This is a genomic window from Corallococcus llansteffanensis (assembly GCF_003612055.1).
Classification (GTDB): Bacteria; Myxococcota; Myxococcia; order Myxococcales; family Myxococcaceae; genus Corallococcus; species Corallococcus llansteffanensis.
Genome location: NZ_RAWB01000192.1, coordinates 1 through 15,929, shown reverse-complemented (window position 1 = coordinate 15,929; position 15,929 = coordinate 1). Strand labels below are relative to the sequence as shown.

General features: G+C 69.4%; 15 protein-coding genes. 3 read left to right on the top strand and 12 right to left on the bottom strand.

The genetic code is table 11. The annotated features are described in order from the left end of the window. Positions 1 to 159: 159 nt before the first annotated feature. The 4 genes from D7V93_RS19175 to D7V93_RS19160 form a co-directional block, all read right to left on the bottom strand. Positions 160 to 1,245: a hemin-degrading factor gene (locus D7V93_RS19175; protein WP_120644794.1), complete on the bottom strand. Its 1,086-nt coding sequence runs from the start codon at positions 1,243 to 1,245 to the stop codon at positions 160 to 162. Then, the gene (locus tag D7V93_RS19170) at positions 1,245 to 1,904 is read right to left on the bottom strand and encodes an HmuY family protein (RefSeq protein WP_120644793.1); all 660 of its coding nucleotides are present in this window, start codon (positions 1,902 to 1,904) and stop codon (positions 1,245 to 1,247) included. The genes D7V93_RS19175 and D7V93_RS19170 overlap by 1 nt, the downstream gene beginning before the upstream one ends. Positions 1,905 to 1,944: 40 nt before the next feature. After that, on the bottom strand, positions 1,945 to 3,879 hold the full coding sequence (locus tag D7V93_RS19165; RefSeq protein WP_120644792.1) for a TonB-dependent receptor plug domain-containing protein: 1,935 nt from the start codon (positions 3,877 to 3,879) through the stop codon (positions 1,945 to 1,947). A 144-nt stretch (positions 3,880 to 4,023) separates the two neighbouring features. Then, positions 4,024 to 4,176: a hypothetical protein gene (locus D7V93_RS19160; RefSeq protein WP_244237381.1), complete on the bottom strand. Its 153-nt coding sequence runs from the start codon at positions 4,174 to 4,176 to the stop codon at positions 4,024 to 4,026. 182 nt (positions 4,177 to 4,358) lie between these two features. On the opposite strand from D7V93_RS19160, the gene nrfH reads away from it, so the two are divergent. Beyond that, on the top strand, positions 4,359 to 4,841 hold the full coding sequence (nrfH, locus tag D7V93_RS19155; RefSeq protein ID WP_120644796.1) for a cytochrome c nitrite reductase small subunit: 483 nt from the start codon (positions 4,359 to 4,361) through the stop codon (positions 4,839 to 4,841). Next, positions 4,838 to 6,283, top strand: coding sequence for an ammonia-forming cytochrome c nitrite reductase subunit c552 (locus D7V93_RS19150; RefSeq protein ID WP_120644790.1), 1,446 nt, complete (start codon positions 4,838 to 4,840; stop codon positions 6,281 to 6,283). The genes nrfH and D7V93_RS19150 overlap by 4 nt, the downstream gene beginning before the upstream one ends. A 30-nt stretch (positions 6,284 to 6,313) precedes the next feature. Here the strand turns inward: D7V93_RS19150 and D7V93_RS19145 are convergent, their stop codons facing one another. The 3 genes from D7V93_RS19145 to D7V93_RS19135 all read right to left on the bottom strand — a co-directional run bounded on the left by D7V93_RS19145 (position 6,314) and on the right by D7V93_RS19135 (position 10,125). Continuing rightward, positions 6,314 to 7,903 carry an MXAN_6640 family putative metalloprotease gene (locus D7V93_RS19145; protein ID WP_120644789.1) on the bottom strand — a complete coding sequence of 530 codons (1,590 nt, stop codon included), beginning with the start codon at positions 7,901 to 7,903 and terminating at the stop codon, positions 6,314 to 6,316. Further along, positions 7,903 to 8,904, bottom strand: coding sequence for an HmuY family protein (locus tag D7V93_RS19140; protein ID WP_120644788.1), 1,002 nt, complete (start codon positions 8,902 to 8,904; stop codon positions 7,903 to 7,905). The genes D7V93_RS19145 and D7V93_RS19140 overlap by 1 nt, the downstream gene beginning before the upstream one ends. Before the next feature lie 228 nt (positions 8,905 to 9,132). Further along, complete coding sequence (locus tag D7V93_RS19135; RefSeq protein ID WP_244237380.1) at positions 9,133 to 10,125, bottom strand: MBL fold metallo-hydrolase; 993 nt, start codon at positions 10,123 to 10,125, stop codon at positions 9,133 to 9,135. 87 nt (positions 10,126 to 10,212) lie between these two features. On the opposite strand from D7V93_RS19135, the gene D7V93_RS19130 reads away from it, so the two are divergent. Beyond that, entirely contained in the window at positions 10,213 to 11,136 is a 924-nt protein-coding gene (locus D7V93_RS19130) for a LysR family transcriptional regulator (RefSeq protein ID WP_120644787.1), read from the top strand. An 18-nt stretch (positions 11,137 to 11,154) separates the two neighbouring features. Here the strand turns inward: D7V93_RS19130 and D7V93_RS19125 are convergent, their stop codons facing one another. The 5 genes from D7V93_RS19125 to coaA form a co-directional block, all read right to left on the bottom strand. Then, a complete protein-coding gene (locus D7V93_RS19125) occupies positions 11,155 to 11,805 on the bottom strand; it encodes an SgcJ/EcaC family oxidoreductase (RefSeq protein WP_244237379.1) in 651 nt (216 codons plus the stop codon). A gap of 42 nt (positions 11,806 to 11,847) precedes the next feature. Then, positions 11,848 to 12,291 carry an imm11 family protein gene (locus tag D7V93_RS19120; RefSeq protein WP_341870942.1) on the bottom strand — a complete coding sequence of 148 codons (444 nt, stop codon included), beginning with the start codon at positions 12,289 to 12,291 and terminating at the stop codon, positions 11,848 to 11,850. 142 nt (positions 12,292 to 12,433) lie between these two features. Then, positions 12,434 to 13,789 carry an AHH domain-containing protein gene (locus D7V93_RS19115; RefSeq protein WP_120644784.1) on the bottom strand — a complete coding sequence of 452 codons (1,356 nt, stop codon included), beginning with the start codon at positions 13,787 to 13,789 and terminating at the stop codon, positions 12,434 to 12,436. A 77-nt stretch (positions 13,790 to 13,866) separates the two neighbouring features. Continuing rightward, positions 13,867 to 14,859 carry a cysteine synthase A gene (locus D7V93_RS19110; protein WP_120644783.1) on the bottom strand — a complete coding sequence of 331 codons (993 nt, stop codon included), beginning with the start codon at positions 14,857 to 14,859 and terminating at the stop codon, positions 13,867 to 13,869. Between the two features lie 21 nt (positions 14,860 to 14,880). Continuing rightward, on the bottom strand, positions 14,881 to 15,834 hold the full coding sequence (coaA, locus tag D7V93_RS19105; RefSeq protein ID WP_120644782.1) for a type I pantothenate kinase: 954 nt from the start codon (positions 15,832 to 15,834) through the stop codon (positions 14,881 to 14,883). Between the last annotated feature and the right edge of the window lie 95 nt (positions 15,835 to 15,929).

Below are 15,929 nucleotides of genomic sequence, written 5' to 3'. Positions count from 1 at the left end.
CCCCCACGCCCAGCGCGAACACCGTCTGCGTGACGGCCGGTCCCACCGTGACGAGCTTCGGCGCGGCCTTCGGTTCAGCCTTCTTTGGCTCGGGCGCCGCCGCGTGCGCGGCCAGGGCGAGCAGGGCCGCGAACAGCCCCCACTGCGAAGCCGTGCGCTTCATGACGCCACCTCCACCGCGGGCAGCGCCCGGCCAAGCTCCTCCATCAACGCCCGCCACGCCGGCGACTCCAGCTCCCCCGGCTTCCGCTTGCCGAACAGCAGCCCGATGTTCTCCCCCGCCCGGTCGAACAGCTCCAGCGAGGTGACGGTGCCGTCGCGCGTGGGCTTGCGCACCACCCAGGCGGAGTGGACGTGATCCGCGCGCACGTGGAGGTTGAAGCCTGGGTCCAACACGTTCATCCACGGCCCCATGGGCCGCACCGTGCGCACCGGACCGGTGTGGATTTGAATCGCTCCGGCGTTGCCCACGAAGATCATGATGGGCAGCGCCGACGACGCGGCGCGCTCCAGCGTCCAGCCCAGCGCGTCCGGCGCCACCGGCAGCGCGAAGTCCGGGCCTGCGAGCCGCAGCGCCTGCGTGCGCGCCACCTTGAAGCGCTTGAGCAGCGCGAAGAACTCGTGCGTGTCCTGGAGCGCGCGCCAGCCGTCCACCAGACCCGCCGCGTCGATCTCCGAATCCGGCAGGGGCACGGAGGGCGCGGCCACCGGCACCACGTTCAACACGGGGGGCGGGTCCGCATACGTCAGCGCCTTCACCAGCGCCTCGTAGGCGGCGACGTCGGCGTCGGGCTGGAGGTAGATCTTGTGCACGGCGGTGCCCGCGGCATCGAACACCTGGAGGCTGCGGCGCACCTCGCCGGAGATGTCCTCACGCAGCGCGAACACGAAGCACCAGCGCGACAGGAACAGCCGCAGGTCGATGTCCTCGTCCAGCACCAGCGCCATCGCGCCGTGCACCTCCACCTTGCGGTAGATGCCCTTCTTCTCGTGCACCGCGGACGCGTTGCGCGTCAGGGCCATCACCCGTCCCAAAGACTCCAGCCGGGGCAGGAGCACGTCGAAGCTCGGCTCCAGCCGGACCACCTCTCCGGCCAGTCCGGTGACGAGCAGCTCCGCCTCGCTCACCCCCAGCGCTTCCGCCGCGTCGCGGATGCGCAGGCGCGGCTGGGCTTCCCGCAGGGCCTGCCAGCGCTCGCGCAGCGCGGCGGTCGTGCTTCCGGATGCCTCCACCGGGGTCGTCATCACGGCTGCCCCCCGGCCGGAGCAGAGACCTTCGCCCACCGCAGCTTCACGTTCGCGGGCGTCCCGGCGGCGTCGTAGTACGACAGCAGCTCCACCTTGAAGTACGCCCCCTGGTCGGAGCGGACGACGTAGAGCTGCGTGCGCGGCGTGAGCGTGTGGAACTTCAGGTCGTAGACGTACCAGCCGCCCGCCGCGTTGAAGACCGTGTCTGGCGTGGTGTCCACGTCGTCGCCGTCCGCGGCATCCGTGGCCCAGCCCGTCGCTGGCGCCTGGGTGAGCTGTTCGAAGGACGTCTCCGCGAGCACGGCCACCTGCACGCCGCCCGTCCCGCTGGCGCCCCCGCGCGACTTCACCACGAAGCGCTGGAAGGCCAGGTCCCAGGTCGCGTCCTCGGTCGCGCTCGCCTCCTTGCCCGAATCCATGTCCAGGCCCACCCACAGCGTCGGCTCCGTGGCGTTGACGACGGAGGTGAAGGACCCGTCGCCGTGGTCCTCATGCTTCAGGTTGGCGCTGTCCTCCGGATGGACGATGGGGTCCTCCTCCTCCTCGGGGCCCGGCTGGGGCTGGAGGTCGTCACCACAGGCGGAGCTCAGGCCCGCGACGAGCAGCGCCGCGCAGGCGCGGCCTGGGAAACCGGGGCGGAACGGGAGGCGGAACATGCGGACTCCTTCGGCAATGACAGACGGGTGGAGGGGAAGCTCAGAACCGGGTGGACACACCGGCCTGGAGCGTGCGGGGTGGAATGGGCAGGTCGTTGGGATTGCCCGTGTCGGTGAGGTTGCTGCCCACGACGAAAAGCTGGACCCCGCCCGCTGGCATGAGCCAGGCGATGCGGGCATCCAGGGAGACGGTGCGGCTGGCACGGTAGGGATCCGCCTCACCGTCTCCGTTGGTATCCGGGTAGAAGGGCCGCTCGCCCGTGAGCACGCCGCGCACCAGGGCCTCCAGGCCCCACGCGCGGTGACGCCAGGTGGCCTGCGCGGTGAACCGGTGGCGCGCCTGGCCTTCCAGCGCGCGCTCCAGGTCCTGATCCGTGCCATCGGTGAGCGTGTAGCCCAGCTCCACCTGGACGCGGCCGGGCAGCGACTGGCGCACGCCCAGCTCGCCGCCGCGCACGCGCGCCCGGGCGATGTTGACGTAGGAGTAGCGCAGCGCTTCGCCTTCGGACTGGAGCGACGCGGAAATCATGTCGCGCAGCGAGTGCTGGAACACGCCCGCCCACACCAGGGCGTCGCGCAGGGGCCGCACCTCCAGGTTGAAGCTGAAGCTGCGGGAGCGCTCCGGCTTCAGGTCCGGGTTGCCGCGCACGGTGTAGCCCACCGCGGGGTTCTCGAAGTCGATGAGCAGGTCCTGGAAGGACGGCGCGCGGTAGCCCCACCCGTAGCCGCCGCGCAGCGTGAGCCACGACAGGGGCTCCACCTTCAGGGCCACCCGGGGCGTCACCGCGAACCCGAACTGCGAATCCAGATCCACCCGTCCGCCCCGCATCGCCACCAGCCCCAGTGACTCCACCAGCGTCCAGCTGTCCTGCGCGTAGAGGGACCCGCGCCCGCGCCGTCCCCGCCCGCCGTCCAGCCGGTCCGAGCGCAGCCACTCGCCCAGGTACTCCGTGCCCACCACCAGCGCGTGTCCCCCGCCGGGCCGCGCGTCCACCTGCGCGCCCACGCGGGCCTGCTGGTCGCGCGTGTCCTCCACCGAGTCCAGCGCGGAGGCGTTGCGCTGGTCGCGCAGGTAGCGGCGCTCGTAGTGCCCGTAGGACACGTCCGTGCGCAACGTCACCTTCTCCCCCAGCCGCCAGGACGGCGACAGCCGCGAGGCGAAGGTGTTGTCGCGGGTCGCCCGGTCGAACACCGCGCTGCCCGCGCCCAGGTCCACGCCGCGCTGGACGCGGTGGGAGAAGGACGCCGTGCCCTCCAGCGTCAGCATCTCCGAGCCGCGCCAGTCGCCGCGCGCGGACAGGTCGTAGCCCTCCAGGCTGCTGCCCGTGGTGCCGACGTCCGTCGGGCCCAGGTCATACGCGGAGCGGCGCTGGAGTCCGGCGCTCAGGCGCAGGCCCCACGCGTCGCGGCGCGTCTCCCCCGTCGCATCCAGGTCCAGGCGTCCGAGCGTGCCGTAGGCGGCCCTCAGGTCCGCGCCCAGCGTGCGCTGCGCCCTGCGGGTGATGAAGTTCACCACGCCCGCCACCGCGTCGCTGCCGTACATCACCGACGACGGGCCCTTCACGATTTCAACCTGCTCGATGTCCTCCAATGACAGGCGCGACAGGTCCACGTCGCCGTCCACCTTGCCGGTGACGCGCTCGCCGTCCACCAGCACCAGCACGTACTCCGGCGCCAGTCCCTGCATCGACAGCGTGGCGCCAGAGAAGCCCTGCTGCACCACCAGGCCCGGACGCGTGGCGAGCAGCTCCGAGGCGTCCCGGGCCCCGCTCGCGACGATCTCCGCGCGGGTGATGACCTCCGTCGCCACCGGCGTCTCCCGGAGGCGCTCCTGGCTGCGCGAGCCCGTCACCACCGTCTGGAGCGCGGGCGCTTCCTCCGCCACGCCTCCATCCACGGACGGCACGCCCTGTGCCCGGGCCACGCCGGACAGGCCCATGCAAAGCAGTGCGTAAAGCCAGGCACGCCCGGACATCCAACGTCCTCCCGGCACGACAGCCGGGGGGCCTCCCGCGAACGGGAAGCCTGTCGGGCGCTGGGCTCAGGGGCCTCGGGCCTCAGGAAATGCACCGCCACCACCCCGGCCCCTCACGGGAAGCCGGACACGCCAGGGCCCTCTTCAGCCGCCTCCACCCCGGGGCGCCGCCGTGCCCCCGCGGGCGTCCCGGGAGGGCGCGGAGCCCTCCAGCGGAACCACCTGCGTCCGGTGACACCGGCGGCACTTCAGCTCCACGCCGCCCGGCACCAGCCGCGCCAGCAGGCTGCCGCACATGCAGCGCAGCTCCCCGGCACTTCCCTGTGGCCCGCATCCCTCGTGCATCGCGGCTCCCTGCGTTTGATGGGGCCGGACGATATTGATACTGACTATCAAAGTCAAAAGACTTCGAATGAACACTTCCTCGAAGGGCTCGCTACTGTGGGGCGGTGCTCTCCCTCCGAGGTACCGCGCTGGCCATGGTGTTCGGCACCTCGCTGGGGGTGGCCGTGGGCCTGGGCGGCTACACCTTCGTCTACGCGAAGGGGTCCAGCTACCTGCGGGACGACCCGGCCGCCTGCGCCAACTGCCACATCATGACGGAGCAGTACGACGGCTGGCGCAAGTCGAGCCACCACGCCGTGGCCACCTGCAACGACTGCCACACGCCCCCCGGCACGCTGGCGAAGTACGCCACCAAGGCGAGCAATGGCTTCTGGCACTCGTTCTACTTCACGATGGGGACCTTCCCGGACCCCATCCGCCTACGCCCGCGCAACCGCGAGGTGACCGAGAGCGCGTGCCGCAAGTGCCACGGCACCATCGTCGAGGCCATCGAGGCGCCCGCGGGGGTGGACGGGACGCAGTGCCTCACCTGTCACAACTCCGTGGGGCACCCGGAAGGCTCCGGCAACCCCACGCTCGTTCCGCCCCACTTCACGCAGAAGGAGCAGTCACCATGACCGAGCCCGGCAAGCCCCGGCGCCTCGTGGGTACGAGGGTGGTCGTCCTCATCGCCGTGTTGTCCGCGGTGGCGACCGCCAGCATCACGGCGCTCCTGGTCAACATCATGGAGCGCAAGCAGGAGGCGCGAAACCCCTTCTACCGGGTGGTGGAGCTGGACGACACCATCACGGACCCCGCCGTGTGGGGGAAGAACTTCCCCCTGCAATACGACGACTACCGGCGCACGGTGGATCAGCAGCGCACCCGCTACGGCGGCAGCGAGGCGGTGGCGCGCACGCCCACCCAGGCGGATCCGCGCTCGGTGGTGGCGCAGTCGCGGCTGGAGGAGGACCCGCGCCTCAAGGTCATGTGGGCCGGCTATGCCTTCGCCACCGACTTCCGCGAGGAGCGCGGCCACGCGCACATGCTGGAGGACCAGACCTTCACCGAACGCCAGCACGTCACCGCGCAGCCGGGCACCTGCATCCACTGCCATGGCAGCGTGTACGTGCCCTACAAGAAGCTGGGCGACGGCGACCTCATCAAGGGCTTTGAAAAGATGAACGCGATGCCCTTCGCGGAGGCGCGCAAGCTCGTAGAGCACCCCGTCTCCTGCATCGACTGCCATGACCCCGCCAACATGCAGCTGCGCGTGACGCGGCCCGGCTTCATCGAGGGCATCGCGGCGCTCAAGGCGAGCCAGGGCGTGCCGGGCTTCCGCGTGAACCAGGACGCCACCCGCCAGGAGCTGCGCACGTACGTGTGTGGGCAGTGCCACGTCGAGTACTACTTCAAGGGCAAGGAGAAGCGCCTCACGTACCCCTGGGCCAAGGGCATCAACATCGACCAGATCATGGCCTACTACGACGAGGACGGGCACACCGACTGGACGCACCAGCTCTCCGGCGCCAGGGTCCTCAAGGCCCAGCACCCCGAGTTCGAGCTGTACAACCAGGGCATCCACGCGCGCAGCGGCGTGGCGTGCGCGGACTGCCACATGCCCTACAAGCGCGAGGGGGCCATGAAGGTGAGCGACCACCACGTGCGCAGCCCGCTGCTCAACATCAACCGCGCCTGCCAGACGTGCCACAAGTGGAGTGAGGCGGAGCTGCTCGACCGCGCGCAGACCATCCAGACGCGCACCTTCCAGACGCGCAACATCGCCATGGATGCCCTGGTGGACCTCATCCACGACATCGAGGCGGCCCAGAAGGCCGGGCTGTCCGAGGACGCGCTCGCCAAGGCGCGAGGCCTGCAACGGCGCGCCCAGTTCTACCTGGACTTCGTGGAGGCGGAGAACTCCATGGGCTTCCACGCGGACCAGGAGGCGGTGCGCATCCTGAGCAACTCCATCAACTTCGCGCGCCTGGGCCAGAACGCGCTGCACCCTCGCGATGCGTCCACCGCTCCCGGCGAGCGGCCCGCGGGAGCGCCGGGGACGCCGCAGGGCTCGCACTGACGGGGAGCGTCGCGGCTCCTCGCGCTCCCTTCAACTGCGTGGGGGCGCGGATGGACGCGGGCGCCTTCGGACCCGAAGCCCCTGGCCGAGCAGCAGCGCGATGAGCGCGCCGGACAGGGAGCCCCCCGCCGCCTGACAACCGCCCTCCGCGACCGACGGGCCTGGCGGTTCGGGCTCTTCGGGATGGCCCGCATCCGGGTCACCGGTCCCCGCGTCCGTGGGGCCTGCGTCCGGGGTCGTCCCGGCGTCCGTGCCAGCATCGGCCGGAGGAGACGACACCGGGGCACAGGTAGCGTCCTGGCCGGTGGCCGCGATGCACAGCCGGCCATAGCGCCCCAGGCCCTGCGGCCTGCCGTCCACGACGGCGACCACGACGTGTGTCGCATCGTGCGCGGGCACCTGGGCCCGAAGTCCTTCGGGCCCCGCCGCCTCGACGACGCGCAGCACCGCTTCGTCGGTGACGGCCGCCACAAGCAGGGACAGCCCAGCGGGGTCGGTGCCGGGTTCGGGTTCGAACGTGGCCGAGACGAAGGACGCGCCCCCCGCGACCTCGAAGATCCGCGACGACGCCGCGGCGACCCGCAGGGAGGCGAGCGAAGCAGGCAACGCAGTGGCGGTCGTCACCAACGGGGCATAGCCCTCGGCCTGCGCGTAGCCATGACCGGGCGTCGCGCGTGCGCCAGTCCCCAGGTTCCACGCGGAGAAGCGCGCGAAGGCGGCAGCGAAGGACGACGCGAAGTCACGGCGCAGGCAGGTGTCCAGCAGCAGCGGCCAGCGCGCCTCCGGCTGCCGCACGGACTCCTCCAGCAGCGCGACCAGGAGGGCATCACCGAAGTGCTCACCCGCGAACTGGAAGAAGAGGCCCGCGCCGTAGTTGAAGCCCACGCCGGGGCCACTCGGGTCCGTCAGCAGGCTGCGGTCCGGGCTCTCCAGGTAGTAGTGGGTGAAGCCCTCCAGATCATCCAGCGCGGGCTCGAAGCGTTCGGTGGCCCAGACCGCGGTGCCCTCGGAGGCGATGCCCCCCAGGTCCGGCCGGTAGGCGGCCTGCACCGCGTGGAAGAACTCGTGGCTGGCCAGCGTCTCCACGGCCTCCTCGTCGGACGGGTAGCCATAACCCGCGAAGTCGTTCTCCTGGAGCATGTAGCCGGTGCAGCGGGTGGCGCCCTCCAGGCACGTCTCCATCCGGAAGGCGCCGTCGCCGTGCCGGGCGAAGTCCACCAGGTACACGTCGAAGCGGCCATCGCCGCCGTTGTCTCCCGGCGTGGTCGCGTCATCGGGCGGCAGGCGGAAGCCCAGGCCCGCGTAGAACGTCGCCACGCGCTCGTAGGTGCGCCCGACGAGCTCCACGAAGTCGGGCACGCCGCTGCCATCCGCGTCCGCCAGCGGCACTGCGTTCGGGCCCTGGCGGGTGAAGTGGACGCGGAAGCGCTCTCCCGCGGACACGGCGGACTCCACCGTCTCCGTCGGTTCGAAGCGTGGCACGGGCGCGGTGGCCGAGGTCGGTCGCCCGGACTCGGCGGCCACCCCTGGCACGGGCGCCACCGCCTCCTCGTGGAGGAGACGGTGCGGAGTCCCCGCGCCGGTCAGCAGCAGGAGCAGCGCGGGAACCCCGGAGGCCATCACGGCAGGTACGCCCACTTGAAGCGGAACTGGGCCGCGCCACTCGTCGCCGGCAGCGTGCCGGAGGCATTGCACTGCTCCTGCGCGGCGGGCTCGTAGTACGACGCCACCTGCAGCTTCACGTGACGTCCGTCGGCCAGTTGCACCAGGAAGACCTTGTTCGTCATCGCGAGGCAGTTGTTGTAGCGCCAGAACGTGGCCATCGCGGTGCCAGGGGCGTTGATGCCCGATTCGTCCGGCACGAACTCGCAGGTGTTGGCGGTGAAGTACGCCTCCGCGAGGAAGTTCGAAGCGGGATCCACGGAGGTGACCGCGTCGAACCCGGTGCCCGCGGGCGTCTGGGCCACCGTCACGCAGGACGGCCCGGACACGCCGCTGTTCACGCGGATGTTGTAGCGGCGCACCGCGATGTCCCACGCCGTCGAGGCGAGCGCGGACTGATCATCGATGTCGACCTTCACCAGCCCCGTCGGCGTGAAGCGCGCGTAGGTGTACGACTCCGTCGAGGACGTCCCACCCGCGCGGGCATCCAGGAACGTGAGGAACTGCCCCTGCGGGGCCCCCTCCGCCTGCACCAGCCCTGTCGCGATGTTGGTGCGCAGGGCAAGCTCGTCGATGCTCTGCTCCTTGCACGCCACCGGGCCGCCGCACACCTGCGGGCCACCGTCCGGAGTGCCCGCGTCCGTCGTCGTGCCTGCGTCGGTCTCCGTGCCGGCATCCGTCCCGGTGCCCGCATCTGTCGTCGTGCCGGCGTCCGTCGTCGTGCCCGCGTCCGTAGTCGTGCCGGCATCCGTCGTCGTGCCGGCATCCGTCGTCGTACCCGCATCCGTCCCGGTCACGGGGGGAAGGGCGCGCAGCTCGCACTTGGCGTCAGCGTTGCAGGCATACGCCTGGCCCTCCGGCGCCGGGCCCTTGTCACGGCAGTCGAACGCATCGACGCATTCATCGCCGCTGCATCCCGCCGCAACCAGCGTCAGCGCGAGGGCCGCCAGGGTCCCCATGCCGTACCGCCCTGCACCGCGCTTCCGGACCACGCCTCCAGGAAAGCCCATCGTCGTCACCTTTCGAGGCGGAACACCGCCGTCTTCGAAGGTGCCGATCCATATCGATAACGATTCTCATTTTCAATATCGAAGTCCCACTTTCAGGCGGAAGGCTTCTCGGGCGTCAGGGCAATGACTGACGAGGACCGGGCGGAGCCACCATCACTCCGCCCTGTCCTTCGGGTGCTACCAGCGCTGGCCTGAGCTGTAGTTGGCCGGGATCCACCGGTAGTTCTTCCCCTCCGTGCCAAGCCGGCCCAGTCCGGGAAAGGGCATGTGCGCGAGGCCGATCAGGTCGCCGCGCTCCGCGGCCTCCGCGAACGCCCGCGCACGCTGGGCTGCCGCCGCACGGGCATTGACGTCGTAGCTGACCGTCACCGAGGGCTCGCGCAGCTGCACCGAGCCGAAGTGCATGAGGTCACCCCACAGGACCAGCCGCTGCCCACGGCTCGCGATGACATAGGCGCTGTGCCCCGGCGTATGCCCCGGGGTCGGCACGGCCCGGATGCCCGGGACGATGGCGTCCCCGTCTCCGAACGTCTTCAGCTTCCCGGCGCCCTGGTACGGCCCCACCATCGCCCGCGCCTCCTCGAAGTACTTCGGGTCCACCGGCTCCTTCGCCTTGTTGTCGCGACCGAGCCAGAAGTCCGCCTCGCGCGAGTGCACCTGGAGGACGGCGTTGGGGAACGCCTGCTGCGCGCCGGACATGAGCCCACCGGAGTGGTCGGAATGGATGTGCGTGAGCAGCACCACGTCGATCTGCTCGGGCTGGTAGCCGGCGGCCCGGAGGCTCTGCTGGAGCCGGCCTCCCACGTCGGGACCGAAGAAGCCGCCCACGCCCGTGTCCACGAGCACCAGCGCCGTGCCGGTGTTGACGAGGAACGCGTTGATGGACAGCTCGACCGGATCCTCGAGGTGGTCGCGCGCGAGCAGCTCCTCCACCCGCTGCGGCGTCGTGTGCGTCGCCACCTCGCTCACGGTCTGGGGAACGGTGCCGTCAGACAGCGCGGTGATCTCGAAGTCGCCGAGCATCATCCGGTAGAAGCCAGGTGCCTGGGTTCGCACCTGGGGCGCGGCCGCGTGGGCCGCGGACGGAAGCAGTGGAGCAACGGCCAGCACCAGCAGGGTGAGGGCGCGTGAGACAGCGAGGAAGACACCACGGGGGAGAGGTCTTTTCATGAGCGAGGAGATAGCGCCTGGCCTCGCTTCGGATAAACAGGCGCTCGTCACACACTTCGTTTCACCGCTGAAACAATGAGGTGGAAGATGGACCGGTTCACGGCGATGGAAGCCTTCGTCCGCGTGGTGGAGAGCGGCACCTTCACCAAGGCGGCCGACGCGCTGGGCCGCCCGAAGACGGCGGTGACCCGGCTCATCCAACAGCTGGAGGCGCAGCTGCGCGTGAAGCTGCTGCACCGCACCACGCGTCGTGTGACGGTCACCCCGGAGGGCATGACCTACTACCAGCAGGCGGTGCGGCTGCTGGGAGAGGTGCGGGAGCTGGAGTCGTCATTGGCCCAGACGCGGCGCGGCCCCCGGGGGCGCCTGCGGGTGGAGTCGAGTGGGACGATCTCCCGGCTGCTTATCGTCCCCGCGCTCCCGTCGTTCTACGCACGCTACCCGCAGCTGCACATCGAGCTGGGCGTGAGCGACCGCGTCGTGGACCTGCTCTCGGACAACGTCGACTGCGCCATTCGAGGAGGCGCCGTGAAGGACGAGTCCCTGGTGGCACGCCACCTCGGCGACCTCTGTTATTGGGTGTGCGCATCACCGCGGTACGTGGAGCGTCACGGCATGCCACACCACCCGCTGGAGCTGGCGGGCGCGTCGCACGCGGTGGTCAGCTACTTCTCGTCGCCGAGCGGCAAGGAGCTTCCCTTCGTCTTGATCCGCGAGGGCGAGCGGCTCGAGGTGCAGGGCCGCAGCCTGCTCACGCTCAACGAAACCAACGCGTACCTGGCCGCCGGGCTCGCGGGCCTGGGCGTCATGTACGCCCCTCGCTTCGTGTTGGAGCCGTATGTGGCCGCCGGAGAGCTGGTGCCGGTGCTGGAGGGATGGCATCCCGAACCCCGGCCCCTGTTCCTGGTCTACCCACCCGCGCGGCAGCCAGGCGCCGGGCTGCGGGTCTTCATCGACTGGACGATGGAGCTGTTCGCGAGTCGGCCGAGCCTGTGGCGCCAGGACGGGTAGAGGCCACCGGCCCTGGGTTCACACGGTCCGGCGGCCCCGGCGGCCGAGGAAGAACCCCGCCGCGAGCGCTGCGACCGCGACCAGGGCCCCGAAGCCCATGGCGGCGTTCTTCACCTTGGTGAGCAGGGGGTTGTCGAACACGTTGGTGGAGTAGTGGAACGCGGCGATGAGCCAGCGGTCGCCCTCCTTCACCAGCGTGCAGGTCCACCGCCCATGGATGACGATGTCGCTGCCATCGTTCAGCTCGTAGTGGTCCAGCGACGAGCCATACGCGATGCCCGCGTCGCCATACAGGCGCGTGAGGGCGTCCACGTCGAACTTCGCCGTCACCTTCTTCACCACGCTGTCCGGCCCGCCCAGCATCTGCGCGTAGTAGGCGCGGATGGCGTCCTTGCCCACGCGCACGTCGTTGTTCATGGTGGAGAAGACGACGTCCGGGTGCAGGTGCGACAGCAGCCGTTCCAGGTCCTGCTTGTTGAGCGCGTCCTCCATGTCCTGCTTGATGGCGCGCAGCGCCTGGTGTGTCGCCTCGTCCCCGGAGGCCACCGCCGCGGGCGCGGCCGTCTCCTGCGCCCCCGCCACCGCGGGTACCACAACGAACAGCAACGCCAAGAGGCCCAGCCGGTTGCGCACCATCGAAGCTCCGCGAAGGAAGGAGGAGCCGCTCATCCTAGACGACTGGATGCGATTCGCGATGGCTCTCCTCCGCGTCTAGACCTGCTTGAACTTCGCCCCGGTGGCGCCTGCGAGCACCAGTGCGTCCCGGATCTCCTCGGAGATGATCAGTGCGACGTTCCAGCCCCAAGGACGAAACACCCGGACATCCCCCACCTTCGCGGCATCGATGCGCATGCCCCGCACGTTCCGATACTCGCCCACCTTCTCGGGCTGTCCATCCTCTGGAAGCCAGCGTTCAATGGCCTTCGATGCATTATCGTCGATGCAGCGAATGAGTCGCGTCGCCACGAGGATGCAGAACTGTTCAGGCTGCTGCGGCAGGTCCACTGGAAACAATTGCACCTCTTCCGGTGCAAGTTCAGCGAAGACCGTGGCCACCTTGACGTGAACAACCGGAATGCAAAGCCCCGCGCGAGAGAAATCGAGCGCTTTGCCCGCTGAAACCACGGGGACCGTCAAGCGGCCGGGAGCGGGCATCGGTCTTCCATCCGTGAATGCCCACGGGTCTTCCAACTCCCGTCCCTCACCATCGGTGGGTGTTCCGAGAGCCCACCGACCCGGAACGGTCATGTCCTCCGCAAGCTCGAAATATGACCTTGGCATCTTGTTCATCGTGGCGTCACCCGGTGCGGGTCACCAACTTGTAGAGTTCGGTGCCTTCCGTGGAGATCTCCTGGGCCAGTCGCTCGAGTTCCATCGTCAGCGCCTGACGGCATTGTTGCATGCTCCGGCAACTTCGCGTCGCCGTGAACAGTCGGTTCAAAACCTCTTCGTGATACTCCTGCGGGTGCGGCCCTTTGTGTCCCTTCACCTTGACGATATTGGCCGGGTCGTTGAGCGACATGCCCGCCCTATCGAAGATGCTTTGGAACTGGGGTGACCATGGACCGCCATTGTGAGTGGAGTCCCACCACTTGTCCGTGGCGATGTGATGATCGTGCCCCTTCGCATCCACCGGATTGGCGGCCACACCGCCCAGCCCCCGTGCGCTCATGGCGACCGCGCCAGGGGAGAGCGCGATGGTCACCAACTCACCCGACACTGTGACCGCCTGCACCTCGCCAACGGCTGAGAGAACAAGGCCAGCCTGGGAACTGGCCTGCATGGAGGCGTGCGCCGAGCCGGGCAGCGTTGGCACCGTGCTCGCGAATCCCGCCGCCGTGTTTCCGATTGCGACCGTGGCGAGCATGGCGAAGGCACGCGCCGCGTTCCGACCCATGACCTTGCCGTATCGCTGGCCAGCGTTGCGAAGCTCATCGAACGTGCGGGCACGATCCGCCTCATCCACCAAACTGCGAAAGCCCGTGATCAGCCCCCAGAAGGTATCCACGCCCAGGTAGACAATCAGCGTGGCCGTCATGACGGCAGCGAGGCCCTTGCTCACCGGCTCAGGCACCGACCACAAGACGAGGTACAGAGTCCCCGTCCACAACGCTGCCGCCAGCATGGCCTGCGGGTCGGCCATGTCCTTGAACGCCTCCAGCATCTCTTCGTTCACGGAGCCCTGGGCAATTGCCATGGCCAGCGCGTACCGGCCCTCCCTGTTCACCGTCTGCCCTTCCGTCAGCAGGCGAAGGCAATCCCCTCGCCTCCCGGTGCGCTCGCACCAGCGCAGGTAGGCTCGCGTGAGTTCCCTGTCGGCTTCGAAGGTTTCTTCCTGAAGAAGATGCTCGCCCGGTCCAAGCGGCGTGATTCGGCGGGTCCGCGCATCAAACTGGAACGATCCCTCACGAGCATCGATCTCGAAGAGACGTCGGGCGGCTTTCTGCGGATGGGTTGGAGGTTGCCGGATCCGCCCCTCTGCGGACAACGCCCGCTGGAACTCGCCTTCCTCCAGTTCCACGGGGCTGGCCACTTCGGCACGCGGGGCGAAGGTGATGACCTCCCCCTGCTTCGTTTCCAGACTCACCCTGCGCGCCGAGGCGCAACCGGTCAGCAGGGACAGGAGCACCAGCGCCATGGCACAGCGCACCATCGAAGCTCCGCGAAGGAAGGAGAGGCCACCCATCCTAGACACGCTGTCGGTGCGTGTCCCCTTCCCTCCAGGGAGTTTCAATCCACCGGCAGGGGCTTCACCGTGAGCTGCCGGGACGCGAGGAACTCCGGGTTGAACACCTTCGACGCGTACCGGCTGCCGTGATCGCAGAGGAAGGTGACGATGCGCAGCCCCTGTCCCTGGTGCTTGCGCGCCACCTCCCACGCGGCGCGCACGTTGAGCGCCGCGGAGGTGCCCACCACCAGCGCGTCCTCGCGTGACAGGTGGTACAGCATCTCCAGCATGTCCTGGTCCTCCAGGCGCATCGCCTCGTCCACGCGCGCCTGCCGGAAGTTCTCCGTCAGCCGCATGATGCCGATGCCTTCCGTGATGGAGCTCCCCGCCGTCTCCAGCTTCCCCGTGCGCACCTGGCTGTAGAGCCCCGACCCCGGCGGATCCACCAACACCACGCGCAGCGCCGGGTTCTTCTCCTTCAGGTAGCGGCTCGTCCCGGACAGCGTGCCGCCGCTGCCCACCGACGCCACCAGCACGTCCACCTTCCCTTCCGCCTGCTCCCAGATTTCAGGGCCCGTCGTCTCGTAGTGGTAGTCGCCGTTGGCCGTGTTCTCGAACTGGTTCATCCACGCCCAGCCGTTCGCCTCCGCCAGCACGCGGGCCTGATGGAAGAAGTGGGCGGGGTTGGAGAAGGGCACCACCGGCACGCGCCGCACCTCCACGCCCATCGCCTCCAGGTACTCGTACTTCTCGCGCGCCTGGTTGTCCGGCATCGTCACCACCACCCGGTAGCCACGCTCGCGCCCCAGCAGCCCCAGGCCAATGCCCGTGTTGCCCGCCGTCCCTTCGACGATCGTGCCTCCCGGCTTCAACTGCCCGGACGCCTCCGCGCGCTGGATCATCCCCTTCGCCGCGCGGTCCTTGATGCTGCCGCCCGGGTTCATGAACTCCGCCTTGGCGACGAGGTCGCACCCCGTCCTCCGGCTGAGCGACCCGATGCGCAACAGCGGCGTGTTGCCCACCGCATCCCAGAGCGAACCCATTCGTGGAGCCATGTCGTTGTATCCCTTCGCCGCCTACAGCTTGCGCATGCGCACGCGGCGGACCTTGTGGTCGTTGCCCTTCACCAGGATGAGCCTCGCGCGCGAACGCGTGGGCGCGATGTTCTGCGCCAGGTTGGGCCCGTTGATCTCCGCCCACACCGACGCGGCCCTGGCCACCGCCTGGTCGCGCGTCAGCTCGGAGAAGCGCCGGAAGAAGGACCGCTCGTCGCGGAACGCCGTCTCCCACAGGTGGAGGAAGCGCTTCACGTACCAGTGCCGGATGTCCGACTCGGGCGCGTCCACGTAGATGGAGAAGTCGAAGAAGTCCGACAGGAACGTCTGCGGCAGCCGCCCGCCCTCCACCGGCCCCGTCTGCAGGACGTTGAGCCCCTCCAGGATGAGGATGTCCGGCTGCCGGATGGTCTGCGCCTCGTCCGGGACGATGTCGTAGACGAGGTGCGAGTACATCGGCGCCGACACCGTCTCCCGCCCCGCCTTCAGCTCCGCGAGGAAGCGCACCAGCCCGCGCCGGTCATAGCTCTCCGGAAAGCCCTTGCGGTTCATGATGCCGCGCTCGGCCAGCACCCGGTTGGGGAACAAGAACCCGTCCGTCGTCACCAGCTCCACCCGGGGATGATCCGGCCAGCGCGCCAGCAGCGCCTGGAGGATGCGCGCCGTGGTGCTCTTGCCCACCGCCACGCTCCCCGCGATGGCGATGATGAACGGCACCTTGCGCACCGAGTACCCCAGGAACGCCTGCTGCGCCGCCCACAGCGACTGCGCCGACGCCACCTGCAGGTGCAAAAGTCGCGACAGCGGCAGGTAGACGTCCACCACCTCGTCGATGTCCAGCCGCTCGCCCAGGCCCCGCAGCTTCTCCACCTCCTCCGCCGTCAGCGTCAGGGGCGTGGAGGCCCGCAGCTCACGCCACGCGTCGCGGTCGAGGTCGACGTACATCGAGGCGGCGCGGGGTTTGTTCGCGGACATACCGCCAAGCATGAACCAGACCTTCGTGGATCCGGCAAGTGAACGTGAGAACAGGACTTCCCGGGCGCCTTGACAGCCGGCGCCTTCCCCCGGAC